Source organism: Rhodococcus sp. NPDC049939 (genome assembly GCF_040656415.1).
Taxonomy (GTDB): domain Bacteria; phylum Actinomycetota; class Actinomycetes; order Mycobacteriales; family Mycobacteriaceae; genus Rhodococcus_F.
Genome location: NZ_JBFAMC010000005.1, coordinates 133,969 through 155,111, shown reverse-complemented (window position 1 = coordinate 155,111; position 21,143 = coordinate 133,969). Strand labels below are relative to the sequence as shown.

22 protein-coding genes are annotated in these 21,143 nt (G+C 63.5%); 16 read left to right on the top strand and 6 right to left on the bottom strand.

Going from position 1 to position 21,143, the window contains the following annotated elements:
- The first annotated feature begins 49 nt into the window (after window positions 1-49).
- The 5 genes from AB0I57_RS17650 (at window position 50) to holA (ending at window position 5,018) form a co-directional block, all read left to right on the top strand.
- The gene (locus AB0I57_RS17650) at window positions 50-943 is read left to right on the top strand and encodes a helix-hairpin-helix domain-containing protein (protein ID WP_358337971.1); all 894 of its coding nucleotides are present in this window, start codon (window positions 50-52) and stop codon (window positions 941-943) included.
- A complete protein-coding gene (locus AB0I57_RS17645) occupies window positions 943-2,499 on the top strand; it encodes a ComEC/Rec2 family competence protein (RefSeq protein ID WP_358337968.1) in 1,557 nt (518 codons plus the stop codon). The genes AB0I57_RS17650 and AB0I57_RS17645 overlap by 1 nt, the downstream gene beginning before the upstream one ends.
- Before the next feature lie 51 nt (window positions 2,500-2,550).
- The gene (locus tag AB0I57_RS17640; RefSeq protein WP_358337966.1) at window positions 2,551-3,516 is read left to right on the top strand and encodes a TIGR03557 family F420-dependent LLM class oxidoreductase; all 966 of its coding nucleotides are present in this window, start codon (window positions 2,551-2,553) and stop codon (window positions 3,514-3,516) included.
- A 228-nt stretch (window positions 3,517-3,744) separates the two neighbouring features.
- Entirely contained in the window at window positions 3,745-3,912 is a 168-nt protein-coding gene (locus tag AB0I57_RS17635; RefSeq protein WP_358337963.1) for a hypothetical protein, read from the top strand.
- A 128-nt stretch (window positions 3,913-4,040) separates the two neighbouring features.
- Entirely contained in the window at window positions 4,041-5,018 is a 978-nt protein-coding gene (gene holA / locus AB0I57_RS17630; RefSeq protein ID WP_358337961.1) for a DNA polymerase III subunit delta, read from the top strand.
- Window positions 5,019-5,088: 70 nt separating this feature from the next.
- On the opposite strand, the gene rpsT is transcribed toward holA, so the two are convergent.
- The 3 genes from rpsT to AB0I57_RS17615 all read right to left on the bottom strand — a co-directional run bounded on the left by rpsT (window position 5,089) and on the right by AB0I57_RS17615 (window position 6,940).
- Window positions 5,089-5,349 carry a 30S ribosomal protein S20 gene (rpsT, locus tag AB0I57_RS17625; protein WP_358337958.1) on the bottom strand — a complete coding sequence of 87 codons (261 nt, stop codon included), beginning with the start codon at window positions 5,347-5,349 and terminating at the stop codon, window positions 5,089-5,091.
- A gap of 448 nt (window positions 5,350-5,797) precedes the next feature.
- Window positions 5,798-6,472 carry a PIG-L family deacetylase gene (locus AB0I57_RS17620; RefSeq protein ID WP_358337955.1) on the bottom strand — a complete coding sequence of 225 codons (675 nt, stop codon included), beginning with the start codon at window positions 6,470-6,472 and terminating at the stop codon, window positions 5,798-5,800.
- A 9-nt stretch (window positions 6,473-6,481) separates the two neighbouring features.
- Window positions 6,482-6,940, bottom strand: coding sequence for a nitroreductase/quinone reductase family protein (locus AB0I57_RS17615; RefSeq protein ID WP_358337952.1), 459 nt, complete (start codon window positions 6,938-6,940; stop codon window positions 6,482-6,484).
- 295 nt (window positions 6,941-7,235) lie between these two features.
- On the opposite strand from AB0I57_RS17615, the gene AB0I57_RS17610 reads away from it, so the two are divergent.
- The gene (locus tag AB0I57_RS17610; protein ID WP_358337949.1) at window positions 7,236-8,009 is read left to right on the top strand and encodes an aquaporin; all 774 of its coding nucleotides are present in this window, start codon (window positions 7,236-7,238) and stop codon (window positions 8,007-8,009) included.
- Window positions 8,010-8,070: 61 nt separating this feature from the next.
- Here the strand turns inward: AB0I57_RS17610 and AB0I57_RS17605 are convergent, their stop codons facing one another.
- Window positions 8,071-8,631: a type II toxin-antitoxin system PemK/MazF family toxin gene (locus tag AB0I57_RS17605; RefSeq protein ID WP_358337946.1), complete on the bottom strand. Its 561-nt coding sequence runs from the start codon at window positions 8,629-8,631 to the stop codon at window positions 8,071-8,073.
- A 98-nt stretch (window positions 8,632-8,729) separates the two neighbouring features.
- On the opposite strand from AB0I57_RS17605, the gene AB0I57_RS17600 reads away from it, so the two are divergent.
- From AB0I57_RS17600 to AB0I57_RS17585, 4 genes are all read left to right on the top strand, one after another.
- The gene (locus AB0I57_RS17600) at window positions 8,730-9,605 is read left to right on the top strand and encodes an SGNH/GDSL hydrolase family protein (RefSeq protein WP_358337943.1); all 876 of its coding nucleotides are present in this window, start codon (window positions 8,730-8,732) and stop codon (window positions 9,603-9,605) included.
- 146 nt (window positions 9,606-9,751) lie between these two features.
- Entirely contained in the window at window positions 9,752-10,717 is a 966-nt protein-coding gene (locus AB0I57_RS17595) for a TIGR03557 family F420-dependent LLM class oxidoreductase (protein WP_358337940.1), read from the top strand.
- Between the two features lie 142 nt (window positions 10,718-10,859).
- Window positions 10,860-12,701, top strand: coding sequence for a translation elongation factor 4 (gene lepA / locus AB0I57_RS17590; protein WP_358338321.1), 1,842 nt, complete (start codon window positions 10,860-10,862; stop codon window positions 12,699-12,701).
- Window positions 12,702-12,762: 61 nt separating this feature from the next.
- Window positions 12,763-13,701 carry a nitronate monooxygenase gene (locus AB0I57_RS17585; RefSeq protein ID WP_358337937.1) on the top strand — a complete coding sequence of 313 codons (939 nt, stop codon included), beginning with the start codon at window positions 12,763-12,765 and terminating at the stop codon, window positions 13,699-13,701.
- Window positions 13,702-13,742: 41 nt separating this feature from the next.
- Here the strand turns inward: AB0I57_RS17585 and AB0I57_RS17580 are convergent, their stop codons facing one another.
- Window positions 13,743-15,695, bottom strand: a complete 1,953-nt coding sequence (locus tag AB0I57_RS17580; protein ID WP_358337934.1) for a glycoside hydrolase family 15 protein — start codon at window positions 15,693-15,695, stop codon at window positions 13,743-13,745.
- A 78-nt stretch (window positions 15,696-15,773) separates the two neighbouring features.
- Here AB0I57_RS17580 and AB0I57_RS17575 point away from each other — a divergent pair, with 78 nt between their 5' ends.
- From AB0I57_RS17575 to AB0I57_RS17550, 6 genes are all read left to right on the top strand, one after another.
- On the top strand, window positions 15,774-15,965 hold the full coding sequence (locus AB0I57_RS17575; RefSeq protein WP_358337931.1) for a hypothetical protein: 192 nt from the start codon (window positions 15,774-15,776) through the stop codon (window positions 15,963-15,965).
- A gap of 125 nt (window positions 15,966-16,090) precedes the next feature.
- The gene (locus AB0I57_RS17570) at window positions 16,091-16,180 is read left to right on the top strand and encodes an Ms4533A family Cys-rich leader peptide (RefSeq protein WP_358337928.1); all 90 of its coding nucleotides are present in this window, start codon (window positions 16,091-16,093) and stop codon (window positions 16,178-16,180) included.
- Between the two features lie 169 nt (window positions 16,181-16,349).
- Window positions 16,350-17,381, top strand: coding sequence for a sulfate ABC transporter substrate-binding protein (locus tag AB0I57_RS17565; protein WP_358337925.1), 1,032 nt, complete (start codon window positions 16,350-16,352; stop codon window positions 17,379-17,381).
- 6 nt (window positions 17,382-17,387) lie between these two features.
- Window positions 17,388-18,269, top strand: a complete 882-nt coding sequence (cysT, locus tag AB0I57_RS17560; protein WP_358337922.1) for a sulfate ABC transporter permease subunit CysT — start codon at window positions 17,388-17,390, stop codon at window positions 18,267-18,269.
- Complete coding sequence (gene cysW / locus AB0I57_RS17555; protein WP_358337919.1) at window positions 18,266-19,072, top strand: sulfate ABC transporter permease subunit CysW; 807 nt, start codon at window positions 18,266-18,268, stop codon at window positions 19,070-19,072. Before cysT ends, cysW begins: the two co-directional genes overlap by 4 nt.
- Window positions 19,069-20,082 (top strand): sulfate ABC transporter ATP-binding protein, encoded by a 1,014-nt coding sequence (locus AB0I57_RS17550; RefSeq protein ID WP_358337916.1) that lies wholly within the window; start codon window positions 19,069-19,071, stop codon window positions 20,080-20,082. Before cysW ends, AB0I57_RS17550 begins: the two co-directional genes overlap by 4 nt.
- A gap of 47 nt (window positions 20,083-20,129) precedes the next feature.
- On the opposite strand, the gene AB0I57_RS17545 is transcribed toward AB0I57_RS17550, so the two are convergent.
- Window positions 20,130-21,005: a universal stress protein gene (locus AB0I57_RS17545; RefSeq protein ID WP_358337913.1), complete on the bottom strand. Its 876-nt coding sequence runs from the start codon at window positions 21,003-21,005 to the stop codon at window positions 20,130-20,132.
- Window positions 21,006-21,143: the final 138 nt, after the last annotated feature.

The following is a 21,143-nucleotide window of genomic DNA, read 5'->3' as shown; positions in this document are numbered from 1 at the left end:
TCCGGTCAGCGCGCCGGGCGCGTGAGCGGGGAACCCTAGCCTCGCCTTCATGGGCATCAGGGAAGAACGTTCGAGGGGTCTTGCCCGTCTCGCGTACGTCACGTCGAGGGAGCAGGACGCACGGACGGCCGGTACGCCCGCGACCCCTAGGTGGTTGTCGGACAGTGGCGACGACCACCTCGGCGACAAACACTCCGGCACCGCCTTCGACGGCGATACGTCGTGGTCGGTCGAACGTCACGGCGGTTTGTCACTGCCAGGCCGTTGGCGGGGCGTGAGGCTCGATCCGGGGCGCTCCGGCGCGATCGCGTTGATCGTGGTGGGAATCGTCGTCGTGGCTGTCGCTGTGGTCAGTGTGCGCAGTGGCCGTGCGGAAACGCATGTCGTTCCGTCGCTGCCTGTAGTGCAGTCGCAGCAGTCCGTACCCGATCCGGGCGTTCCCGAAATGGTGCCGCCTCCGCCGGTGCCGCCCCCGCCCGTCGAGGAGATCGTTGTGAGTGTCGTAGGGCTGGTTTCGTCCTCCGGGCTTGTCCGTTTACCCGCTGGCTCACGGGTAGCGGATGCCCTCTCCGCCGCCGGGGGAGTGCGAGACGGTGGCGACACGCTTGGACTGAATCTGGCGCAACGACTTTCGGATGGCGATCAGGTGTTGGTGGGTACCCCGAACGGTGACGTACTACCCAGCAGTGTGGGCGGTGCGGCCACCAGGTCTGGTCCCGGGGCGCAGAATTCAGCGGCCTCGGCGGTAACCGGCAGGATCAATCTGAATACGGCCACGGAAACCGAACTCGACGCGCTGTCGGGGGTTGGTCCCGTCACCGCTGCGGCGATCGTCGCTTGGCGATCTGCCAACGGAAGGTTCACCGACATAGACCAACTGGGGGAGGTCGACGGAATCGGACCGGTACGTCTCGAGAAGCTACGCGAGCAGATCACGCTCTGATGGTCGAGAGTGAATCCTCGCTCGATCTTCGGCTCGCTCCGTTTGCTGGGATGTGTTGGGCAGCAACGCTGATCAGTATCTTGTGGGGCTCGGGTGTCGCCTGGGTGCTGGTGGGGGCGCTGCTCGGGACCGCTACTGTCCTCGCCGCTTCGTGGGCATTGCAGGGGAGGAGGCGATGGACGTCGACGATGCTGTTGCTCTTGGTGTTCGGAATTTGCTGCGCTGCTGGTGCGGCCTGGCGTGTGCAGGCCGTCGAGCAGCACCCGCTGAATACGCTTGCCCGAAGTGAGTCGTGGGTGACGCTCGTCGTGGCCCCGGTCGATGACCCGCGGGAAGTCGCCGGCTTCGGCCGTCGCGTGGTTCTCAAAGCCGATCTGCTCGAGATCCGCAAGGCTACCGAGACCATCGTCACGAGTGGGTCGGTTATCGTACTGGCTCCGTCCGAGGGATGGAAACAGATCTTGCCAGGGCAGCGGGTGGTCCTGCGTGGACAGCTGAGCATGCCCCTGCACAGGGACCTGGGCCTGGCGACAGTCCAGGCGAAGGGCCCGCCGTCGGAGATCGGTCCCGCGCCCTTGCACCAGCAATGGGCAGGTGCCTTGCGCGCGCGGTTGGCTGCCGCGACGTCGGTCCTACCCGCCGAGCAGGCCGGTCTGTTGCCCGGATTAGTGGTGGGTGACACCTCTGCGCTCTCGCATGAAGTGAAGGATGACTTCACCATGACCGGATTGACCCATCTCACGGCGGTGTCGGGGGCAAACGTCAGCATCCTGCTGGGGGCGGTGTTACTCGTGGTGCGGGGAGTTGGGCTCGGCCCCGCCCCGGGCGCGGTGCTTGCCGCAGTGGCACTGATCGGGTTCGTAGTGGTCGCGCGGCCCTCGCCTAGTGTGCTGCGTGCTGCGGCGATGGGAGCGGTTGCGATTCTTGCTTTCGTTTCAGGACGGAGGAAGCAGGCACTGCCTGCACTGGCTGCCAGTGTCATCGCTCTGCTCACGTGGTCGCCGGAATTGGCGGTGGACTTCGGCTTCGCGCTGTCGGTCACGGCTACCGCAGGCCTGGTCGTCATCGCCCCGATCTGGGTCGACCTCCTCGTTGGCCGCGGATGGCCGCGTGCGGTTGCCGAGGCCTTGGCGGTGTCGACGGCCGCCTTCGCCGTGACAGCCCCGATCGTCGCTGGAATGGCCGGAACCGTCAGCGTGGTATCGGTTGTCGCGAACATTCTGGTTGCCCCCGTAGTCGGCGTGATCACGGTCGTCGGGGCAGTAACCGCGCTGGTTGCTGTAGTCAGCTTGCCGGTGGCGGAAATTGTGGTGCGCTTGACCCAGTGGCCGCTCTGGTGGCTCCTGACAGTGGCCGAACATGGTGCACGTATTCCGGGAGCATCGGTTGCGGTGCCGAGCGGTCCAACTGGCGCGGTAATCGTTCTCAGTGGAGTACTAGCTCTCGGCGCAGCGCTGCGAAGGCGCTGGTCCCGGCTGGTGTTGGCCGGGGTGGCGATAGGCCTGCTGATGCTATTGGCGCCGATCTGGCCGCCATCTCTCATTAGCAAGGTGTAGAAACGATCTAGTCTGGACAGTCTCGGATGAGGGAACCGAGAGGAGTGAAGCATGCAGGTGGGCTTCAAGTTGGTGGCCGAAGCCTTTGATCCGAATGAGATCGTGAGGCAGACGGTGGAGGCGGAGCAGGCCGGCTTCGACTTCGTCGAGGTGAGCGACCACTATCATCCCTGGCTCTACAGCCACGGTCACTCTGGGTTCGTGTGGTCGATGCTGGCCGCAGCGGCGACGAGGACCGAAACGATCGGGCTGGCCACGGGCGTGACGTGTCCTTTCGGCCGGAATCACCCCGCGATCATCGCGCAGGCCGCGGCGACCACGGCCATCCTGAGCGAGGGTCGCTTCATGCTAGGGCTCGGATCAGGGGAGTGGCTCAACGAACATGTGGTCGGTGGGGACTGGCCGACGGTGCGCGTTCGGCACGAGATGCTGCGTGAATCGATCGACATCATCAGGCTTCTGTGGTCAGGTGGCTACCACTCCTACCAGGGTAAACACCTCACCCTCGACGAGGCGCGCGTCTTCGACCTCCCCGATGTGCCCCCGACGATCGCCGTGGCGGCCGGCGGTCTGTCCGCTGTCGCGCTTGCCGCGGAACTCGGTGCCGGACTCTTCACCTCTGCACCGGACCCCCAACTGCTGAAGGCCTACGAGGAAGCCGGTGGACCGGGGCCGAAGTACGCGGAGGTACCGCTGTCATGGGCACATGACGAGCACACCGCCGCCGAATCGGCGCGCCGCACACTTCGGTTCGCCATGAAAGGGTGGAAGGTCATGACGGAACTGAAGAATGTGAGCGACTTCGAGGAAGCGACCTCCTCTGTCCGGGCCGAGGACGTTCGCGAGATGATGACCTGCGGACCGGATTTACAGCCGCATCTCGACGCTGCGGGTAGATACTACGACGCCGGATTCGATCACCTGGTGCTGGTCAACGGCGGTCCGGACGTGGATGGTTTCTTCGAATTCTTCTCCAGCGAACTGCGTGGTCCACTACACGCTCTGGCGCGGACTTGACCCGGTCGGACAGTGCCGTGAAGTTACTGTGTGCAAAGAGGTTTGGGCGATGTGAGCGCTCGAGTAGGACAGCGGTGGCGTCCTCGGGGTTTACACGAATGACGCCTATGTATCGTTTCGACTTCGATTTCCGATGTGCGCATGTCGAACCGAGTTACGGACTACGATCCGGTGGCAGATGTTGAGGTGAACAGTCTTGGAACGCACCCGCATTGGAGGGCGAGAGGTATGTCGGAATCGGAACGGGCAGATCTCGATGTGGATGACGAACTCGACGCCGGGCAGGTACGAAGAGCGCAGCGAGTAGTGGCCGCTCAGTCGTTGGACGCCAACGACTGTCGCATGCTCCTGTCGATGCTCGGTATCGCCGAGAACACCGACTCGGAAGCGAACTGACGGCGGGCGCAAGAGTTGGGGTCATCGAGGCGCCCTGACGTTGTTTCTGCGGACCTGCGGCGGGGACGTCCGTCGGGATCTGCCGGGGTATCGGCGAATGTGTCGCCCATACGTGGCACTATCGTCGCGTGAGCACTCCGACCCAGCTTGAACAGCTCCATCTGATCCTTGGTGATGAGGAGTTCCTTGTAGATCGCGCGGTGACGCAGGTCATCAACCGGGTACGTGCCGCGGCAGATGTCGCCCAGGGTGCGGAACTTCCCGTCAACCGGTTGAGGGCGGGGGACACTGGGGCGGTAGAACTAGCCGAACTGCTCAGTCCGTCCTTGTTCGCCGAAGACCGCGTGGTGGTGCTGGAGGCGGCTGCCGAGGCGGGCAAGGAAGCGGTGGCGTCGGTTCTCGAAGCAGCTGGGAATCCTCCGCCCGGAGTCGTCCTCATTGTCGTGCATTCGGGTGGTGGGCGAGCAAAGGCAATGGTGGGCGCGCTCGAGAAGCTCGGGGCAGTGGTGTATCCCTGCGCCAAACCGAAACAGAGCGAGATCATCGGGTTCATCCGAGATGAATTCCGAACTCTCGGTGTCCGAGTATCGGCGGATGCGGTGCGTAGCCTGTTCGAGGGGGTCGGCTCGAACCTGCGTGAGCTGGCGGCAGCGTGCTCGCAACTCGCGGCCGACACGGGAGGGAAGATCGACGTTGCCGCTGTCCAGCGGTATTACGCCGGCAAGGCCGCGGTCAGCGGGTTCGATGTCGCGGACTTGGCCGTCGCCGGCGACAGTGCGGGTGCGGTCGAGACGCTTCGGTGGGCGATGCTGAAGGGGGTCCCGCATGTAGTGCTCGCGGACGCTCTCGCTGATGCTGTGCATGCGATCGCGCGGGTTGCCCCGGCCGGGCGGGCCGACCCCTTCCGGATGGCGTCGGAATTGGGTATGCCGCCCTGGAAAATCAAGAAGACGCAGGCAGTGGTAAAGGGCTGGACACCCGCGTCGGTCGGCGAGGCACTGCGGATAGTCGCCTCATTGAACGCTGAGGTCAAAGGGGGCGCTGCCGACCCTGGCTATGCCGTCGAGAGAGCGGTGGAGCGCGTCGCAGGGCTACGCAAGATCTGACCGGTCAATACCACAAGCCGCTCGATCCGAGGACCGAGCGGCTTGTGGGGAGTGTACGACGGAAGAACCGTCAGAGCTTGTTCGCGGCCCGCGCAAGAGCGGACTTCTTGTTGGCAGCCTGGTTGGCGTGAATCACGCCCTTGCTGGCGGCTTTGTCGAGCTTGCGGCTGGTCGAGACGAGGAGCTCGTTGGCCTTGTCCTTGTCACCGGCCGCCGCAGCCTCGCGGAACGAGCGGATAGCCGTGCGCAGCGAGGACTTCACCGACTGGTTGCGGAGTCGGGCTGCCTCGTTGGTACGGATCCGCTTCACCTGGGACTTGATGTTGGCCACGCGTAAAATCCTGTCGTCTCGAGCTGCTGGTAGAGAAGATTATGGGCGCACACACATGCACCGACAGATGAGATTACCAGTGTTCGGCTCCCGGTCCCAAACCAGGCAGCCGAAGGTGCCGACTTTGCTTGCCTTGCGATCCGATTTGTCCACCTCGGCCGCCACGGCGATGAGTGGATCAGAAAAAGTTGGACAAACGAATAGGAAGAGGACGCAGTGGGTGGGAGGTGACGAGAGGGAGGGGCGGTGAAGCCGCCGACGTGCAGACGGACCGGCCGGTTGAATTTTGAGCAGAATGACATAGGAGATGCCGCCTAGCTGTACAGCTACCGCTCCTGATGACAGCTCGGTCGTCGGCGCCGAACAGCGCACGGGCATAGCGTATTTCGCAGCACGACATGCATCGAGGACTACATGAAGCCGCCATCGGCGGCACGCCCCGAGTCCGTCAACCGCGCAACTTCACGAATTGCGCGACCCGATGATTACCGATGTCGCCGCGTACCGGCAGCGCCATCTCGAGCTGTTGGCGCGCCTGCTCGAGGGCTGGGGTGTGGGCGTCGAGAGCCATCAGATAGCGCTCGTGGGCCGCGAACGACTCGACGGCCACGTCGACGAACTCGTCGACCACCTCAACGTGAGTTGGCGGTGGCGCCGCAGCGAACAGCCACCTCGGTGGGAGCGTCATCTCGTCGTAGGCCTGCTCGACCGCTGCGGCGAACTCGATGTGGTCACGCTGATTGGGTGCACCCGGCGCCCACTCTGCGCCGCCGAACACTGTAACCACGAGATCGGGTTTCGATACGGTCAGTGTTTCGGCGATCTTGTCGCGCAGCGCGGCGGTGTTGCGAATGTTGCTGTCCGGCTCGTCCCAGAATCGCACATCCTCGACCCCTGCAATCGCCGCTGCGCGTCGTTGTTCGTCCTCACGCAAGGGGCCTGCTTGTTCGGTGGCCATGCCTTCGATTCCGGCTTCACCACGGCAGCCCAGGATGTACGTGACGTGCCGGCCCGCCGCGGTCCATTTCGCCACGGCCGCTGACAGGTATTCCGGGTCGTCGGGATGGGGAACCAGCACGACCGCTGAGGCCCAATCGGTCGGAAACAGTTCTGGTGTCACCATGTGAGCGTCTCACAGCCCGGTCAGGCGGATGACCGGAAGCTCACGGTCGGTCTGCCGGCCGTACTTGGCAAACCGCGGTGCGGTTTCGGTGATCTGCTGCCAGGCTCGCGTCCGTTCGGCCCCGTGCAGTTGCGCGGCAGTCACATCGACCCTGCGGTTGCCCATCTCGATCTGCACCCGATCGGGGTGGGCGGCGATGTTGTAGTACCACGCCGGGTTCTTGGGCGCGCCCGCCGCAGACGCAACAATCAGCCAGCTGTTGTCCCCGTCGGCGAAGTATGAGACCGGTGTACTGCGCGGCTGCCCAGTCTTGCGGCCGACAGTTGTCAGTACCAGCGCGTTCATCCCCATCGTCTTGGCACCCTTGCGGCGGATCCGATTCATCACGAACCGATTCATCCATCGCATCAGTGGACCTGCGCCCGGCTGGCGCGCACCCCTGGTGCCGTTGGGTGTATCGAAGCTCATGAGTTTCAATCCTAGGACGAACTCGTCCGCAGATCGGCAAACGACGTGACCTTCACCGCCACAAGATGAATGAACCTCTTCCGTAACGATTCACGCCCGGAAGCAACTCGCCCGCTCGTTATCGTCTTCGGTGGTCGACGGGCGAGATGGCATTGTGCTGCCCCGAGATGAGTGCTGACGCCTGGCCCGGAAGGTGTTGTGGAGACCACACGGCGTGCGTAAAGTCGCACCCAGAGGTGTTTCAAGGGGGTGTTTCGAGCAAGACTGACAATCCATTTCGACGAAGGTGGGTTCAATGTCTCAAACCTCGAAGGAATACGCAGAAGTCGAAACGGTCTCGGACGTCAGGATATTCGGTGCCGAGGCGATCGGCACGTTCATCTTGGTCTTCTGTGCGGTAGGTACCGCTGTCTTTGCCGGAGATAGGGTTGGGATCCTCGGCGTGGCACTGGCATTCGGTCTGACACTCGTTTTCCTCGTCTACGCCATCGGCTCGATTTCGGGTTGCCACGTCAACCCGGCAGTCACGCTGGGGCAGTTCGTGCTCGGTCGGCTGTCCGTCGCGAAGACGGGGGTATACATGGCCGCGCAGATCGTCGGTGGCGTCGTCGCGGGTGCCATGATTTACCTGATCGCACAAAGCCTTCCGTCTTATGATCGGACGGAGGACGGTCTGGCGGCCAACGGATGGGGCGAACACAGCCCGTCCGCCACCGAAGGGCCGCTCGGCGGGATCGTTCAGCACGGATACGGCATCGGCGCGACGATGATCGTCGAAGTTATCTTCACCGCACTGCTGGTATTCGTAATCCTCGCATCGACCGACCGGATGTCAAACGTCGCGTTGGCGGGTATTTCGATCGGCTTCACGCTTGCTGTGATCAACCTCGCATCGATCCCGATCGACAATGCTTCCGTCAATCCTGTCCGCAGCCTCGCCGTCGCTCCCTATCAGGACGGTGCGCTAGCCCAGTTGTGGGTGTTCATCGTGTTTCCGCTGATCGGTGGTGTGGTAGGCGCGCTGATCTACAGGTCGCTGTTCGGCCGCGACGACCGATTGCAGAGTTGAGAAGCCCGGCGCCCGGGGGCTGGCTCTCTCGCTGCCGCTGAGCAGCGGGACAGCACGTACATCATCGCCAGCTGAAGTCCGTGCGCAAACGCTTCGCGACCGCCTCGAACTTGTCACGGTCCATGATCGCTCCTTCGCGGCGAATCCCCGCCTCGGGCACGTCGAGCACCCGGTCGAGACGGATCCAGCTCGGACGACCTCTGGAGTCCCACGAGCCCGAGCCGATCGCGATCCAGTCCTGGTCACCCTCATGCCTGCTCTGTGAGGACAACATCAGTCCGAGAAGTGTGTCGCCATCGCGTCCGACCACGAGGACGGGACGGTCTTTGCCCTGACTCGGATCTTCCTCGTATGTCGTCCAAGTCCACACGATCTCACCAGGGTCCGCTCGACCGTCGAGGTCGGGTGAGTACTCGACCTTTCGAGCCCGATGGGCGGTCGGCGCGGCGTTGGAGCTGACTGGGCGGCCAGGTGTGGTCTTCGGTGCGGGTCCCGATCCGGTGAGGACTCCGGCCACGCGGTCCACTGCACCGGACTTCTGCAACCGCTGTAACAACTCGGGGCCCTTGTCCCGTACGATTCGGCCGATCGTTTTTCCGAAGCCGCTCCAAGTGCTCGCCATACAGCGAGTTTAGTAGGCGGAAGCGGAATCCTGATGCGCCACTGTCGTGGCGTATTCATCGAAGAGGGGGCAGTTAATTGAAGAGATTGGGTGCGGCGATGTCGACTTCATGGTTGGTGCGTGGAGCGGTCGTCGTGTGTTCTGTGGTGGCGTCGACGATGGTTACTGCGGGAGGTGCTGTCGCTGACCCCGGTGCACAAGGTCTCGACTATGTCGCTCTCGGTGACTCGCGCGCAGCCGGGCCCTTCATCAACACGCTGTCGCATCGCGACTTCTGTATGCGCTCGGATCAGAACTACGCTTCGAAGCTGGCGCGGATCATCGACGCCGGTACCTTCACCGACGTCTCGTGCATCGCGGCGAGGGTGGAGAACGTCGTCGACACTCCGCAGCAGATCGGTACGACGCGTGCGCGGCCTCAGGTGGAGGCACTTGGTCCGGAAACAGACCTGGTGACGATCAGCATCGGCGGGGTGGGCTCGAATCACGTAGTCATCACCCGTGAGAGTTGCGCGACTTTGAACCCCGATGGCGACCGGAACTGCCGAAACAACCCCGAAGTCGAGCAGAAGGCGGTCGAAGGCATTGCGAAGGCGGCTCCCGAGGTGGATCGGGCGATCGCTGCGATCGCCGAGAAGGCACCGAACGCCGAGATCGTGATCGTCGGACACGGCGGGGCCGTGGGCAATCGCGGTTGCTGGCCGTCGATTCCGTACTCGGATGCCGACGCGCAATGGCTGGTCACGTACTTCGAGCGGTTCAACCAGGTGTACGTCGATGCTGCGCAGAAGTACGGCGCGCACTACATCGACATCGGTAAGGCCACCGTCGAAGGTGGGCACGATCCCTGTGCCGCACCCGAGGACAAGTGGTTCGAGGGCCTGATCCCGACCTCCGAGGCCCAGCCGGCCCACTTCAACGAGCGGGGTATGCAGGCCATCGCGGACATGATCGCGGACGAACTGGGGTACTGATCGCGGATCATCCCTACTCGGCACGGACGTCCAGTGGTCGTCGCAACACCCAGCATTCTGGGAGTTGCGGCGACCGTGGCATTTTCAAGGTGTGAAGTCGCTCGATTCGGGGAACGCTTCCGGGAACGTGCCGAGAGGAGCGAAGCATGCAGGTTGGCTTCAAGCTGGTGACCGAAGCATTCGATCCGAAGGAGATCGTGCGACAGGCGGTGGAGGCGGAGCGGGCCGGTTTCGATTTCGTGGATATGAGCGACCACTATCACCCCTGGCTGTACAGCCAGGGACATGCGGGGTTCGCGTGGTCGATGTTGAGTGCCGCGGCGGCCAAGACCGACACGATAGGGCTGGTCACAGGCGTCACCTGCCCTTCCATCCGAATCCACCCCGCGATCATCGCGCAGGCTGCGGCGACCACGGCCATTCTCAGTGAGGGCCGCTTCACTCTGGGAGTCGGGTCGGGGGAGCGGCTCAACGAGCACGTGGTCGGTGGAGATTGGCCGCCGGTGCGTGTCCGGCATCAGATGTTGCGTGAATCGATCGAGATCATCCGCCTGCTGTGGTCTGGTGGCTATCAGTCCTATGAGGGCAAGTACCTCGCTCTCGACGAGGCGCGCGTGTACGACCTTCCCGATGCGCCTCCGCCGATCGCGGTGGCGGCAGGCGGTCCGGCATCCGTCGCACTCGCCGCAGAACTCGGCGACGGTCTCTTCACGACCGCGCCGAACCCCGAACTGTTCGAGGCCTACGCGAAAGCCGGTGGATCGGGGCCGAAGTTTGCATCGCTGCCGATGTCCTGGGCACGTGACGAGCACACCGCCGTCGAACTGGCGCACCGAATGCTCAGGTTCGGCCTGTTGGGATGGGACATCCTGGCGGAACGGAAGAACACGGCCGACTTCGAGGAAATATTGTCCTCCGTCCGCCTCGAGGATCTCCGTGAGGCGATACCCTGCGGACCCGACGCTCAGCAGTACCTCGAAGCGGCGCGCGCTCACATGGATGCCGGCGTCGATCATCTGACACTGATGAACGCTGGTCTGGACGCCGACGCGTTCTTCGAATTCTTCTCCAACGAACTGAGAGAACCTTTGCGATCCCTGTCGAGCCGCTGATCGCATGTGGGATACGTCATCTCGTCGACATGATCGCGGGTCGGCTGGGTACTGGGCGGGGACGAGGACCGCGAATTGGATATCCTGAGCGGTGACAGCGGTCCGGAACCGGGCCGGTGGCGGTCCAGGTTAGGGGTTCCCCATCAGCAGCTTCGCCGATAAGACGTTCACAGATCCGGCACGGATCCGGAACTTCTGCATCATCGCGCACATCGATCATGGCAAGTCGACGCTGGCCGACCGCATGCTTCAGCTCACCGGTGTGGTCGAGGAGCGGCAGATGCGTGCCCAGTACCTCGACCGAATGGATATCGAGCGCGAGCGCGGCATCACCATCAAGGCGCAGAACGTCCGGCTCCCATGGGTGGTCGATGGCGAGGAATTCGTCATCCATCTCATCGACACTCCTGGGCACGTCGACTTCACGTACGAGGTGTCCCGAGCGCTGGAGGCATGTGAAGGGGCTGTCCTGCTGGTCGATGCCGCGCAGGGCATCGAGGCGCAGACCCTCGCCAACCTGTACCTGGCGATGGAGAAGGACCTCACCATCATCCCGGTGCTCAACAAGATCGACCTGCCTGCGGCCGACCCCGATCGGTACGCCGAAGAGATCGCGCACATCACCGGGTGCGAACCGGGTGACGTGCTGCGCGTGTCCGGCAAGACGGGCGTGGGCGTGAAGGAACTGCTCGACGAGGTTGTGAGGCAAGTTCCCGCTCCAGTCGGCGACGCCGACGGGCCTGCCCGGGCGATGATCTTCGACTCGGTGTACGACGCATATCGCGGCGTGGTCACCTATGTGCGAGTGGTCGACGGTCGGATTTCGCCGCGCGAGAAGATCACCATGATGTCGTCGGGGGCCACCCACGACCTGATCGAGGTCGGCATCATCTCACCTGAGCCGAAGCCCAGTATCGGCCTCGGTGTCGGGGAGGTGGGCTACCTCATCACCGGCGTGAAGGATGTGCGGCAGTCGCGAGTGGGTGACACCGTCACCTCGGCGCGCGGCGGAGCCGAGGAGCCTCTCGTGGGCTACCGCGACCCCAAACCAATGGTTTACTCGGGCCTGTACCCGCTCGACGGGTCCGACTACCCGGTGCTGCGTGACGCACTCGACAAGTTGCGACTCAACGACGCCGCGCTGGCCTACGAACCGGAGACGTCGGTGGCGCTCGGGTTCGGGTTCCGCTGCGGGTTCCTCGGCCTGCTGCACATGGAGATCACCCGCGACCGGCTCCAACGCGAGTTCGGGCTCGACCTGATCTCCACCTCGCCGAACGTGGTGTATCGGGTGGTAATGGAGGATGGCAGCGAGCACGTGGTCACCAACCCGTCGTACTGGCCCGAGGGCAAGTTGCGCGAGGTTTACGAGCCGATGGTCAAGTGCACCGTCATCGCGCCGAGCGAGTTCGTCGGCGCGATCATGGAACTGTGCCAGAACCGCCGCGGCGAGCTCGGGGGGATGGACTACCTGTCCGAGACGCGTGTCGAGTTGAGATACGAGATGCCCATGGGCGAAATCATGTTCGACTTCTTCGACGCCCTGAAGTCCCGGACGAAGGGCTACGCCAGCCTCGACTACGAGGAGTCGGGTGAGCAGCTGGCGGATCTGGTGAAGGTGGACATCCTGCTGCAGGGTGAGGCCGTCGATGCGTTCTCGTCGATCGTGCATCGCTCAGCGGCCAGTGCATACGGCGGCAGGATGACGTCGAAGCTGCGCGAACTCATTCCCCGCCAGCAGTTCGAGGTGCCGATCCAAGCTGCGATCGGGTCGAAGATCATCTCGCGTGAGAACATCCGCGCGATCCGCAAGGATGTTCTCGCCAAGTGCTACGGCGGCGACATCAGCCGCAAGCGGAAGCTGCTCGAAAAGCAGAAGGAGGGGAAGAAGCGCATGAAGACCATCGGGCGCGTGGAGGTTCCTCAGGAAGCCTTCGTAGCCGCGCTGTCCTCCGAGGCCGTCGGAGACAAGCCCAAGAAATAGTGTCCGGAATCCCGTCTCAAGGCCTCGTCTTACGGCCTCTGATCGGAAGTAGGTGCGATACGTGGCTTTGGAAACATGGCTCACCCGGACACTCGGTATCGAAGTGCCGATCTTCGGTGCACCGATGGGTGGGCGCGCAGGCGGCACCCTCGCGGGCGAGGTGACGAAGGCGGGCGGACTGGGGTTGTTGGGGGCCGCGCACTACGCGAGCCCTGAGTGGGTCGCCGAGGAGACGGCGACAGCCCGGAAGATCGGTGGCGACAATATCGGCGTCGGGCTCATGACGTGGTCGCTCGCCGACAACGACTCGCTCCTCGACGCGGCGCTGGCTCAAAATCCGCAGGTCGTCTTGCTGTCGTTCGGTGATCCCGCGCCGTATGTCGACCGGGTTCATGACACCGGTGCGCTCGTCGCGTCGCAGGTGAACACCGTTGAGGACTTGCGCGTAGTCGAGGCGGCGGGGGTCGACGTCGTCATCGCCCAGGGCGGCGAGGCTGGTGGCCACACCGGCAAGATCGCGACCCTGCCGTTGCTGCAGGAGATCCTCGACGCCACCGAGCTTCCGGTGTTGGCGGCAGGCGGGATCGCAACGGGCCGCGGCCTCGCCGCCGTGCTCGCCGCCGGCGCCGATGGCGCGATGGTCGGGACCGCGCTTCTGGCCAGCCCCGAGACGATCGGACCCGACTACGCCCGCAGCAGAGTCATCGCCGCGCGGAGCACCGACACCATCTACACATCGGTGTTCGATCGGGCACGAAGTCAACCGTGGCCGCAGCGATGGGGTGGGCGGGCACTGACCAACGAGTTCACCTCGCGATGGCACGACAGCGACGCTCCAGAACATGAACTCGTAGCCGCGTATGACCCCAGCGACCCTGACCACGGTGTCGTGTATGCCGGTGAGGCTGCCGGGCTCGTGACGTCGGAGCGTCCGGCCGGTGTGGTGGTACGGCAGATCGCAGCCGATGCCGAACGGTTGTTGCACCGCTACGCCGAATAGCCGAGCGGAGTCCGCCGGCGCCGGAGTTGGACTTGAGTCGATCAGATGGCGCTGTGCGCAGGCTGGAACGTGCCTGCTGCGGCTTCCTCGGCGCGGATGAGGTGCAGTACAGCGTTGATCAGCGCCAGATGGGTGAACGCCTGAGGGAAATTGCCGAGGTGCCGACCGGAGTCGGAGTCGATCTCTTCGGCGTACAGCTCGAGGGGGCTCGCGTATCCGAGAAGTCGATCACAAAGCCGCTTGGCGCGGTCGAGTTCGCCGATCTCGACGAGGGCCGATACGAGCCAGAACGAGCAGATCGTGAACGTGCCCTCCTTTCCCGCCAGGCCGTCGTCGGTGGTCTCTACCCGGTAGCGCAGCACGAGCCCGTTTTCGGTCAGCTCGTCGGCGATGGCGAGCACAGTGGCGCGGATGCGAGGGTCGTCAGCAGGTAGAAACCGGAGCAGCGGGGCGAGGAGCAGGGATGCGTCGAGATCGTCGCTGCCGTACCGCTGGGTGAGTACTCCGCGCGCGTCGACGCCGTGTTCGAGGATGTCTTCCTTGATCTCGTCGGCCAGCTCGGACCACTGTTGCGCGTAACTCGTCTCGCCCTGGAGTTCTGCGAGTTTCGCGCCCCGGTCTAGAGCCACCCAGCACATGATCTTCGACGACGTGAAGTGTTGTGGCTCGCCACGCACCTCCCAGATCCCGCGGTCGGGAAGCCGCCAATGCTTGACAGCCTCCTCGACTTGGCGTTTGAGCATCGGCCACAGCGTCTCCGGGACTCGCTCCCGAGTCCTGACGTGCAGGTAGACCGAGTCGAGGATCGTTCCCCAGATGTCGTGCTGGACCTGGTCGTAGGCGCCGTTGCCGATCCGGACCGGTCGTGCTCCGTCGTAGCCTGAAAGGTGGGCAAGCTCCGACTCCTCTAGTTCGTGCTCGCCGCCCACGGCATACAGCACCTGAAGCGGACGGTGGTGGCCGTCATCGGCGGTCGACACGTCGTAGAGGAAAGAGAAGAAGTTGTTGGCCTCTCGATCGAGCCCGAGGCTGTAGAGCCCCCACAGTGCGAACGTCGAATCTCGAACCCACGCGTACCGGTAGTCCCAGTTCCGTTCGCCGCCAGGCGTTTCCGGTAGGGAGGTTGTCGATGCTGCGAGTAGTGCGCCCGTCGGCGTGTAGGTCAACCCCTTGAGCGTCAGGGCGCTGCGCTGCAGGTGTCCGCGCCACTTGTGGTCCGGGAATCGGCCGATTGTGATCCAGTCCCGCCAGCATTTCGCCGTCTGCCACATCTTGTCGGCGGCTTCGTCGAAGGTCTGCGGCGCCTGCATGTGCGACCACGACAGCGCCACGAACACATCGTCACCTTCGACCATTCGGGTGCGGGAGCGAGCCTCCCGCCCCTCCAATCCGATCCTCATGTTCGTGGTCAACTTCAAGGTTGGGTGATCTTCTGGACGGTTCGACCTGCAGATGGCCGTGGCTTCCTCGTAGACCTTGCCGGTGTACTCCCATTTCGCAGTACCTCGGTGATAGTCGAATGCAGGTTCACAGCTCATTTCGAGTTCGACGGTTCCGTTGACGCATTTCACCGTGCGAAGAAGGATGTGCTCGGCATCCCAGTCGGTGGGGGTACGGCGGTGGGAGTGGGAGCGCTCCTCGACGTTGTGCCACGGACCGAGCACCAGGGCGTCGCGCACGATTAGCCACCCCGTCTCGGTCTGCCACGTGGTCTCGACGATCAGACCCCCGGGAAGATAGCGGCGGGCGGAAGGCACGTTCTGCCCGTAGGGCCCGATCCGGAAATGGCCGGCGCTGCGGTCGAGGATGGCGCCGAAAATGCTGGGGGAGTCCGGTCGCGGAATGCACATCCACTCGACCGACCCGTTGCGCGCGATCAGGCAGGTGGACTCGCAGTCCGAAAGGAAGGCGTAGTCGTCGATCGGCGGAAAGGAATGGTGACGGCGGCCGGTCCCGTGGGCCCTGTCTGAAGAGTGTGCAGAGGTGGACACCATTTCCACATCATCGGCCGCTTCCGCCTCCACGTCTACCTGTTCGGCTCAGGCGTGTCGGCAGAGGATAAGGTAGGCAGGGTGGACCGGATAGCGAGTTGGTGGGATGGCTTCGAGCTATGGATCACCGGACTTCCGTTCGTTCCACAAGTTGCTCTCGTACTGCTGGTGATGGTGCCGGCGTGCCGGGTAGTGGCGTGGCTGCTCGATCGCGGCCTGGCTGCTGTCTTCGTCCTGCTCAGACGGGACGTCTCGAAGGTGAAGGAACCCTGATGCCACGCTCACGCGTCACTCTCGCGCTGCTCGCCCTCATAGTTCTGGTGATCGTTGCTTGGCTGGTCACCAGGTAGGCACGTACGATTCGAGTGGTGGGTTCGGCCTCTGATAAAGTTCACGGCGTGTCTGAAGCCGCTGTACACCAGATCCGCCACGAATTGGCGTTGATCGGGGTCGGCATGCTTGCAGTCGCCGATATCGACTGTTGCTGATCTCTCCTCGCACGTCGCTTTACAGCCCCTGGTGTTGCTGCGCACACTCCTGTACACGCTCGTTCCACCGAGCTGGCACGTGCCCCGGAACCCCAGCCGGAAGATGCCTGCATCCCGGAAATATCCCGCAATTCTTCGTACGCCCCACATTTTCAGGAAGGTTTCTCCCATGCGGCGCTGTTCTCGTCGATTCTTCGCGGCCCTCATCACGCTCGGGGCAGTGACGTTGACCGCGTGCAGTGGTGGCACCAGCGATACCGTCGGTGGCGATTCAGCGGGTGGGGACGGCAGCGCAGGCACGATCAACCTGTTCACCTACGCGGTTACGAAGCCTGGCTTCGACAAGATGTTTCCCGCCTTCGACGAAACCGAGGAGGGCGAGGGCGTCAAGATTCAGCCGTCGTATGGCGCCTCCGGCGACCAGTCCCGCAAGGTGACCGACGGCGCTGACGCCGACGTCGTCAACTTCTCGGTCGAACCCGACATCACTCGCCTCGTCGACTTCGGCTTGGTCGACAGGAACTGGAACCAGGACGCCTACAACGGAGTTCCCTTCGGTTCGGTCGTGACCCTGGTTGTACGGGAAGGAAACCCGAAGAACATCCGCGACTGGGACGACCTGTTGCGCCCGGGGGTGGATGTCGTGGCCCCCAACCCGTTCAGTTCCGGGTCCGCGAAATGGGCCCTGCTCGCCCCTTACGCGGCCAAGAGCAACGGGGGCGAGGACCCGGACGCCGGTCTCTCCTACATCACCTCGCTGATGAACGATCACGTGAGGATCCAGCCGAAGTCGGGTCGCGAGGCGTCCGAGGCGTTCCTGCAGGGGACGGGTGACGTCTTGATCAGCTACGAGAACGAGGCCCTGTTCATGGAGGAGCACGGCGATCCCATCGAGCATGTGACACCCTCGACCACCTTCAAGATCGAGAACCCGGTAGCGGTACTGGCGAACAGCCAGAACCTGGAGAAGGCGGTTGCATTCAAGGACTTCCTCTACACGCCCGAGGCGCAGACGCTGTGGGCGGAAGCCGGGTTCCGTCCAGTCGATCCTGCCGTGAAGTCCGAGTTCACCGACAAGTTTCCGGAGCCGACAACGCTGTGGACCATCGCCGACCTCGGTGGTTGGTCGGTGGTCGACTCCGAGTTGTTCGCCGCGGACAGCGGGTCCATCGCCATGATCTACGACGAGGCAACCAGGTAAACCCACGTGAGTGACACAGACACGACGACGAGGAGAAGCGGAATCACGAAGCAGGTTCCGCCCGGTTCGCCCACCCGCAAGAAGATCGCCCGCGTCACCGGGACGGTTGGGCCACTCGGGATCGGTATTGCGACGCTGTGGCTGAGCGTCATGGTGATTCTGCCCCTCGCGGCGCTCACCGTTGCTTCGTTCGGCAACGGCATCACCGGGTTCGTGGACGCGATCACCAGCCCGGCAGCGCTGGCCTCGCTGCGTGTGACCGTGTTCGTTTCCGCGGTGGTGGCTGCAATCAACGTCATCATGGGCACTCTGATCGCGTGGGTCCTAGTGCGTGACGAGTTCCCTGGTAAACGGATCGTCAACGCTCTGATCGACCTGCCGTTCGCGCTTCCGACCATTGTGGCAAGCATTGTGCTGCTGTCTCTCTACGGCCCGGAGAGCCCGATAGGGATTCAGTTGAACGCAACGCAGCCGGGACTCGTCGTGGCCCTCGCGTTCGTGACGTTGCCGTTTGTCGTCCGCTCGGTACAGCCGGTGCTGATCGAAGTGGACAGGGAAGTGGAGGAGGCCGCAGCCTCGCTCGGCGCGGACAACATGACCATCTTCCGCAAGGTGGTGCTGCCGACTCTTACACCGGCGATCATCAGTGGTGCGGGTCTCGCGTTCGCCCGTGCGATCGGTGAGTACGGATCCGTGGTTCTGATCGGTGGGAACATTCCGCGGGAGACTCAGGTTGCCTCCCAATACATTCAGCAGCAGATCGAAATGGATCGGCCCGCCGCAGCTGCGGCCGTGTCGGTGGCCCTACTGGCGATCGCGTTTGTGACGTTGCTGATACTTCGCCTCGTCTCGAGCCGGACTCAGCGTCGTGAGGAGCAGGCTGAATGAAACTGTCGGCATCCACACGGATCACCCTGCGCACGATCGCCCTTCTCTATCTGTTCGGGCTGCTGGTGGTGCCGATCGCCATCATCTTGTTCCGCACGTTCGAGCACGGGATCGTCGCGTTCTTCGAATCGATCAGTACGCCGGCTGCGATTTCCGCGCTCAATCTGTCGTTGCTGATAGTGGCGATCGTCGTCCCGATCAACGTGATCTTCGGGATCGTCACGGCTCTCGCGCTCGTTCGCGGACGCTTCCCCGGGCGCGGGTTGATCCAGGCCGTCGTCGATCTTCCGTTCGCGGTCTCGCCCATCGTGGTCGGTGTTTCACTGATCCTGCTGTGGGGCGTCAACGGCTGGTTCGGTGGGCTGAATTCACTGGGCTTCAAGGTGATCTTCGGGCTTCCCGGCATGGTCATCGCGACCCTGTTCGTGACGTTGCCGTTCGTCGTGCGGGAGGTCGAACCCGTCCTGCGGGAGATCGGCGAGGATCAGGAGCAGGCAGCGGCAACACTCGGTGCCAACCGGTGGCAGACCTTTCTGTTGATCACCCTGCCCGCCATCCGATGGGGTCTGACGTACGGTGTGGTGCTCACCGTCGCGCGAGCACTGGGGGAGTTCGGCGCCGTGATCATGGTGTCTTCGGGATTTCCTGGCGTGTCGCAGACGTTGACGCTACTGGTGCACTCGCGTTACATCGACGACCACAACACCTTCGGCGCATACTCCGCGGCCACATTGCTGATGGGAATTGCGCTGGTCACCCTGCTTCTGATGACTCTGCTCGACCGCAAGAGGAGTACCACGTGATTACCGTGACCGGCGCCCGTAAGAACTACGGGGCCTTCGCTGCTCTCGACGACGTCACCATCGACATTCCATCGGGTTCGCTGACGGCGTTGCTGGGGCCGAGTGGTTCCGGCAAGTCGACTCTGCTCCGATCCATTGCCGGGTTGGAGACGCTCGACTCCGGAACCGTCGTCATCGGCGGCAACGATGTCACGAACGTCTCCCCACAGAAGCGGGGCATCGGCTTCGTGTTCCAGCACTACGCGGCCTTCAAGCACATGACGGTGCGCGACAATGTCGCGTTCGGCCTGAAGATTCGTAAGCGACCGAAGTCGGAGATCGGCAAGAGGGTCAACGAACTCCTCGCGATCGTGGGTCTCGACGGATTTCAGCACCGCTATCCGGCGCAACTGTCGGGCGGCCAACGTCAGCGCATGGCACTGGCGCGCGCGCTCGCTGTGGACCCGCAGGTGCTGTTGCTCGACGAGCCGTTCGGCGCGCTCGACGCGAAGGTGCGTACGGATCTGCGCGCCTGGCTGCGTCGTCTGCACGACGAGGTGCACGTGACTACCGTGCTCGTCACGCACGATCAGGAGGAGGCACTCGATGTTGCCGACCGGATCGCGGTCCTCAACAACGGCCGGATCGAGCAGATCGGCGAACCGGAGGATCTCTACGATCGTCCGGCCAACGACTTCGTGATGTCGTTCCTCGGCTCGGTGGCCAAACTCAACGGCCAATTGGTCCGTCCGCATGACATCCGGCTCGGGCGGGACCCACAGATGGCGCTGGCCCAGGAGTCTGGAACTGCCGAATCTCTGGGCGTTACGAGGGCAACCGTCGAGCGTGTGGTGCGGCTCGGATTCGAAGTCCGGGTGGACCTGCGGAACGAGGCAACGGGTGAGACGTTCTCCGCACAGGTGACGCGTGGTGACAGCGCGGCCCTCGGACTGGAAGAGGGGCTGACGGTGTACGCACGGGCAACGCGCGTGCCCGACCTCCCAGAGGCGCAGGTTCGCGTCTCTCTGTAGCGCCGACCGACCGAATCCGCAGCAGGTACGAGTCCGGTTGCCTGCGTTCAGTCCTTACGACAGATGAGTACCGGGCAACGAGCGTGGTGGATGAGGCTCTGGCTCGTCGAGCCGATGATGGAGGCCGTGAACGGATTACGCCCGTGACTGCCCACCGCCATCAATTGGGCGTCGACAGAGTACTCGAGAAGCACTCTGGTCGGCTTTCCTCGCTCCACGCAGTGAGTGACCGCCACGTCGGGGTACTTCTCTCTCCATCCGGCCAGGCTCTCGGCCAGCAATGCAGATTCTTGCTGCTTGTGCGGTTGCCAGTCCGTGAAGCGCCTTTCCTCCGAGTACCACGCACCGAGGGTCGAGTGCTCGGTCCACGTGTGCACCGCGACGAGCGGCGCGCCGAAGAACGCAGCAAACTCGAAGGCGTGGGCGACAGCCATGTCGCTCAGCTCGCTGCCATCCACACCGACCACCACTGGCCGGTCGGATGTGATTTCGTGCCCGTGGATTCCGCGCCAGACCACCACGGGGCACTTGGCGCGATTGGATACCCGGACGACGTCGGAACCGACGTACACCGACCTCATCTCGCTCGTAGCTGTAGGTCCGAGCACCATCATCCGCGCCGATTTGGAGAGTTCCACGAGCGCCTGTGACGGTGGGCCGTGTTCGACGCTCCGCTCGACGGGTAGGTCTCGCTTTCCGTCGCGTACAGCCTGTTCCGCGGCGTCGAGCAGTCTTTCGCCTCTGGGGTGATTGTCCGTGTCGATCTCGTCGTCCGATGTCGGATGTTTTGGCAGCACGTGGATGAGGCGTAGCGGTTCATCGAAGTGCATCGCTGCGGATGCAGCCCACGCTGCAGCCTCGAGTGCGCCTTCCGATCCATCGATACCTGCCACGATTCCGTGTCTGATCTGTGCTGTCGTCATGATCATGTTCACCGCCTTGACTTCAGTTTGGTCCAGGAGAGCGGTGTGCGCCAGGGGTAACCCTTTACCTACCATCCATGGATTTGCGGCACTCTCGTGCCAAAGGTGAACCGACGAGTATTCGAAACTTGGGTGTGG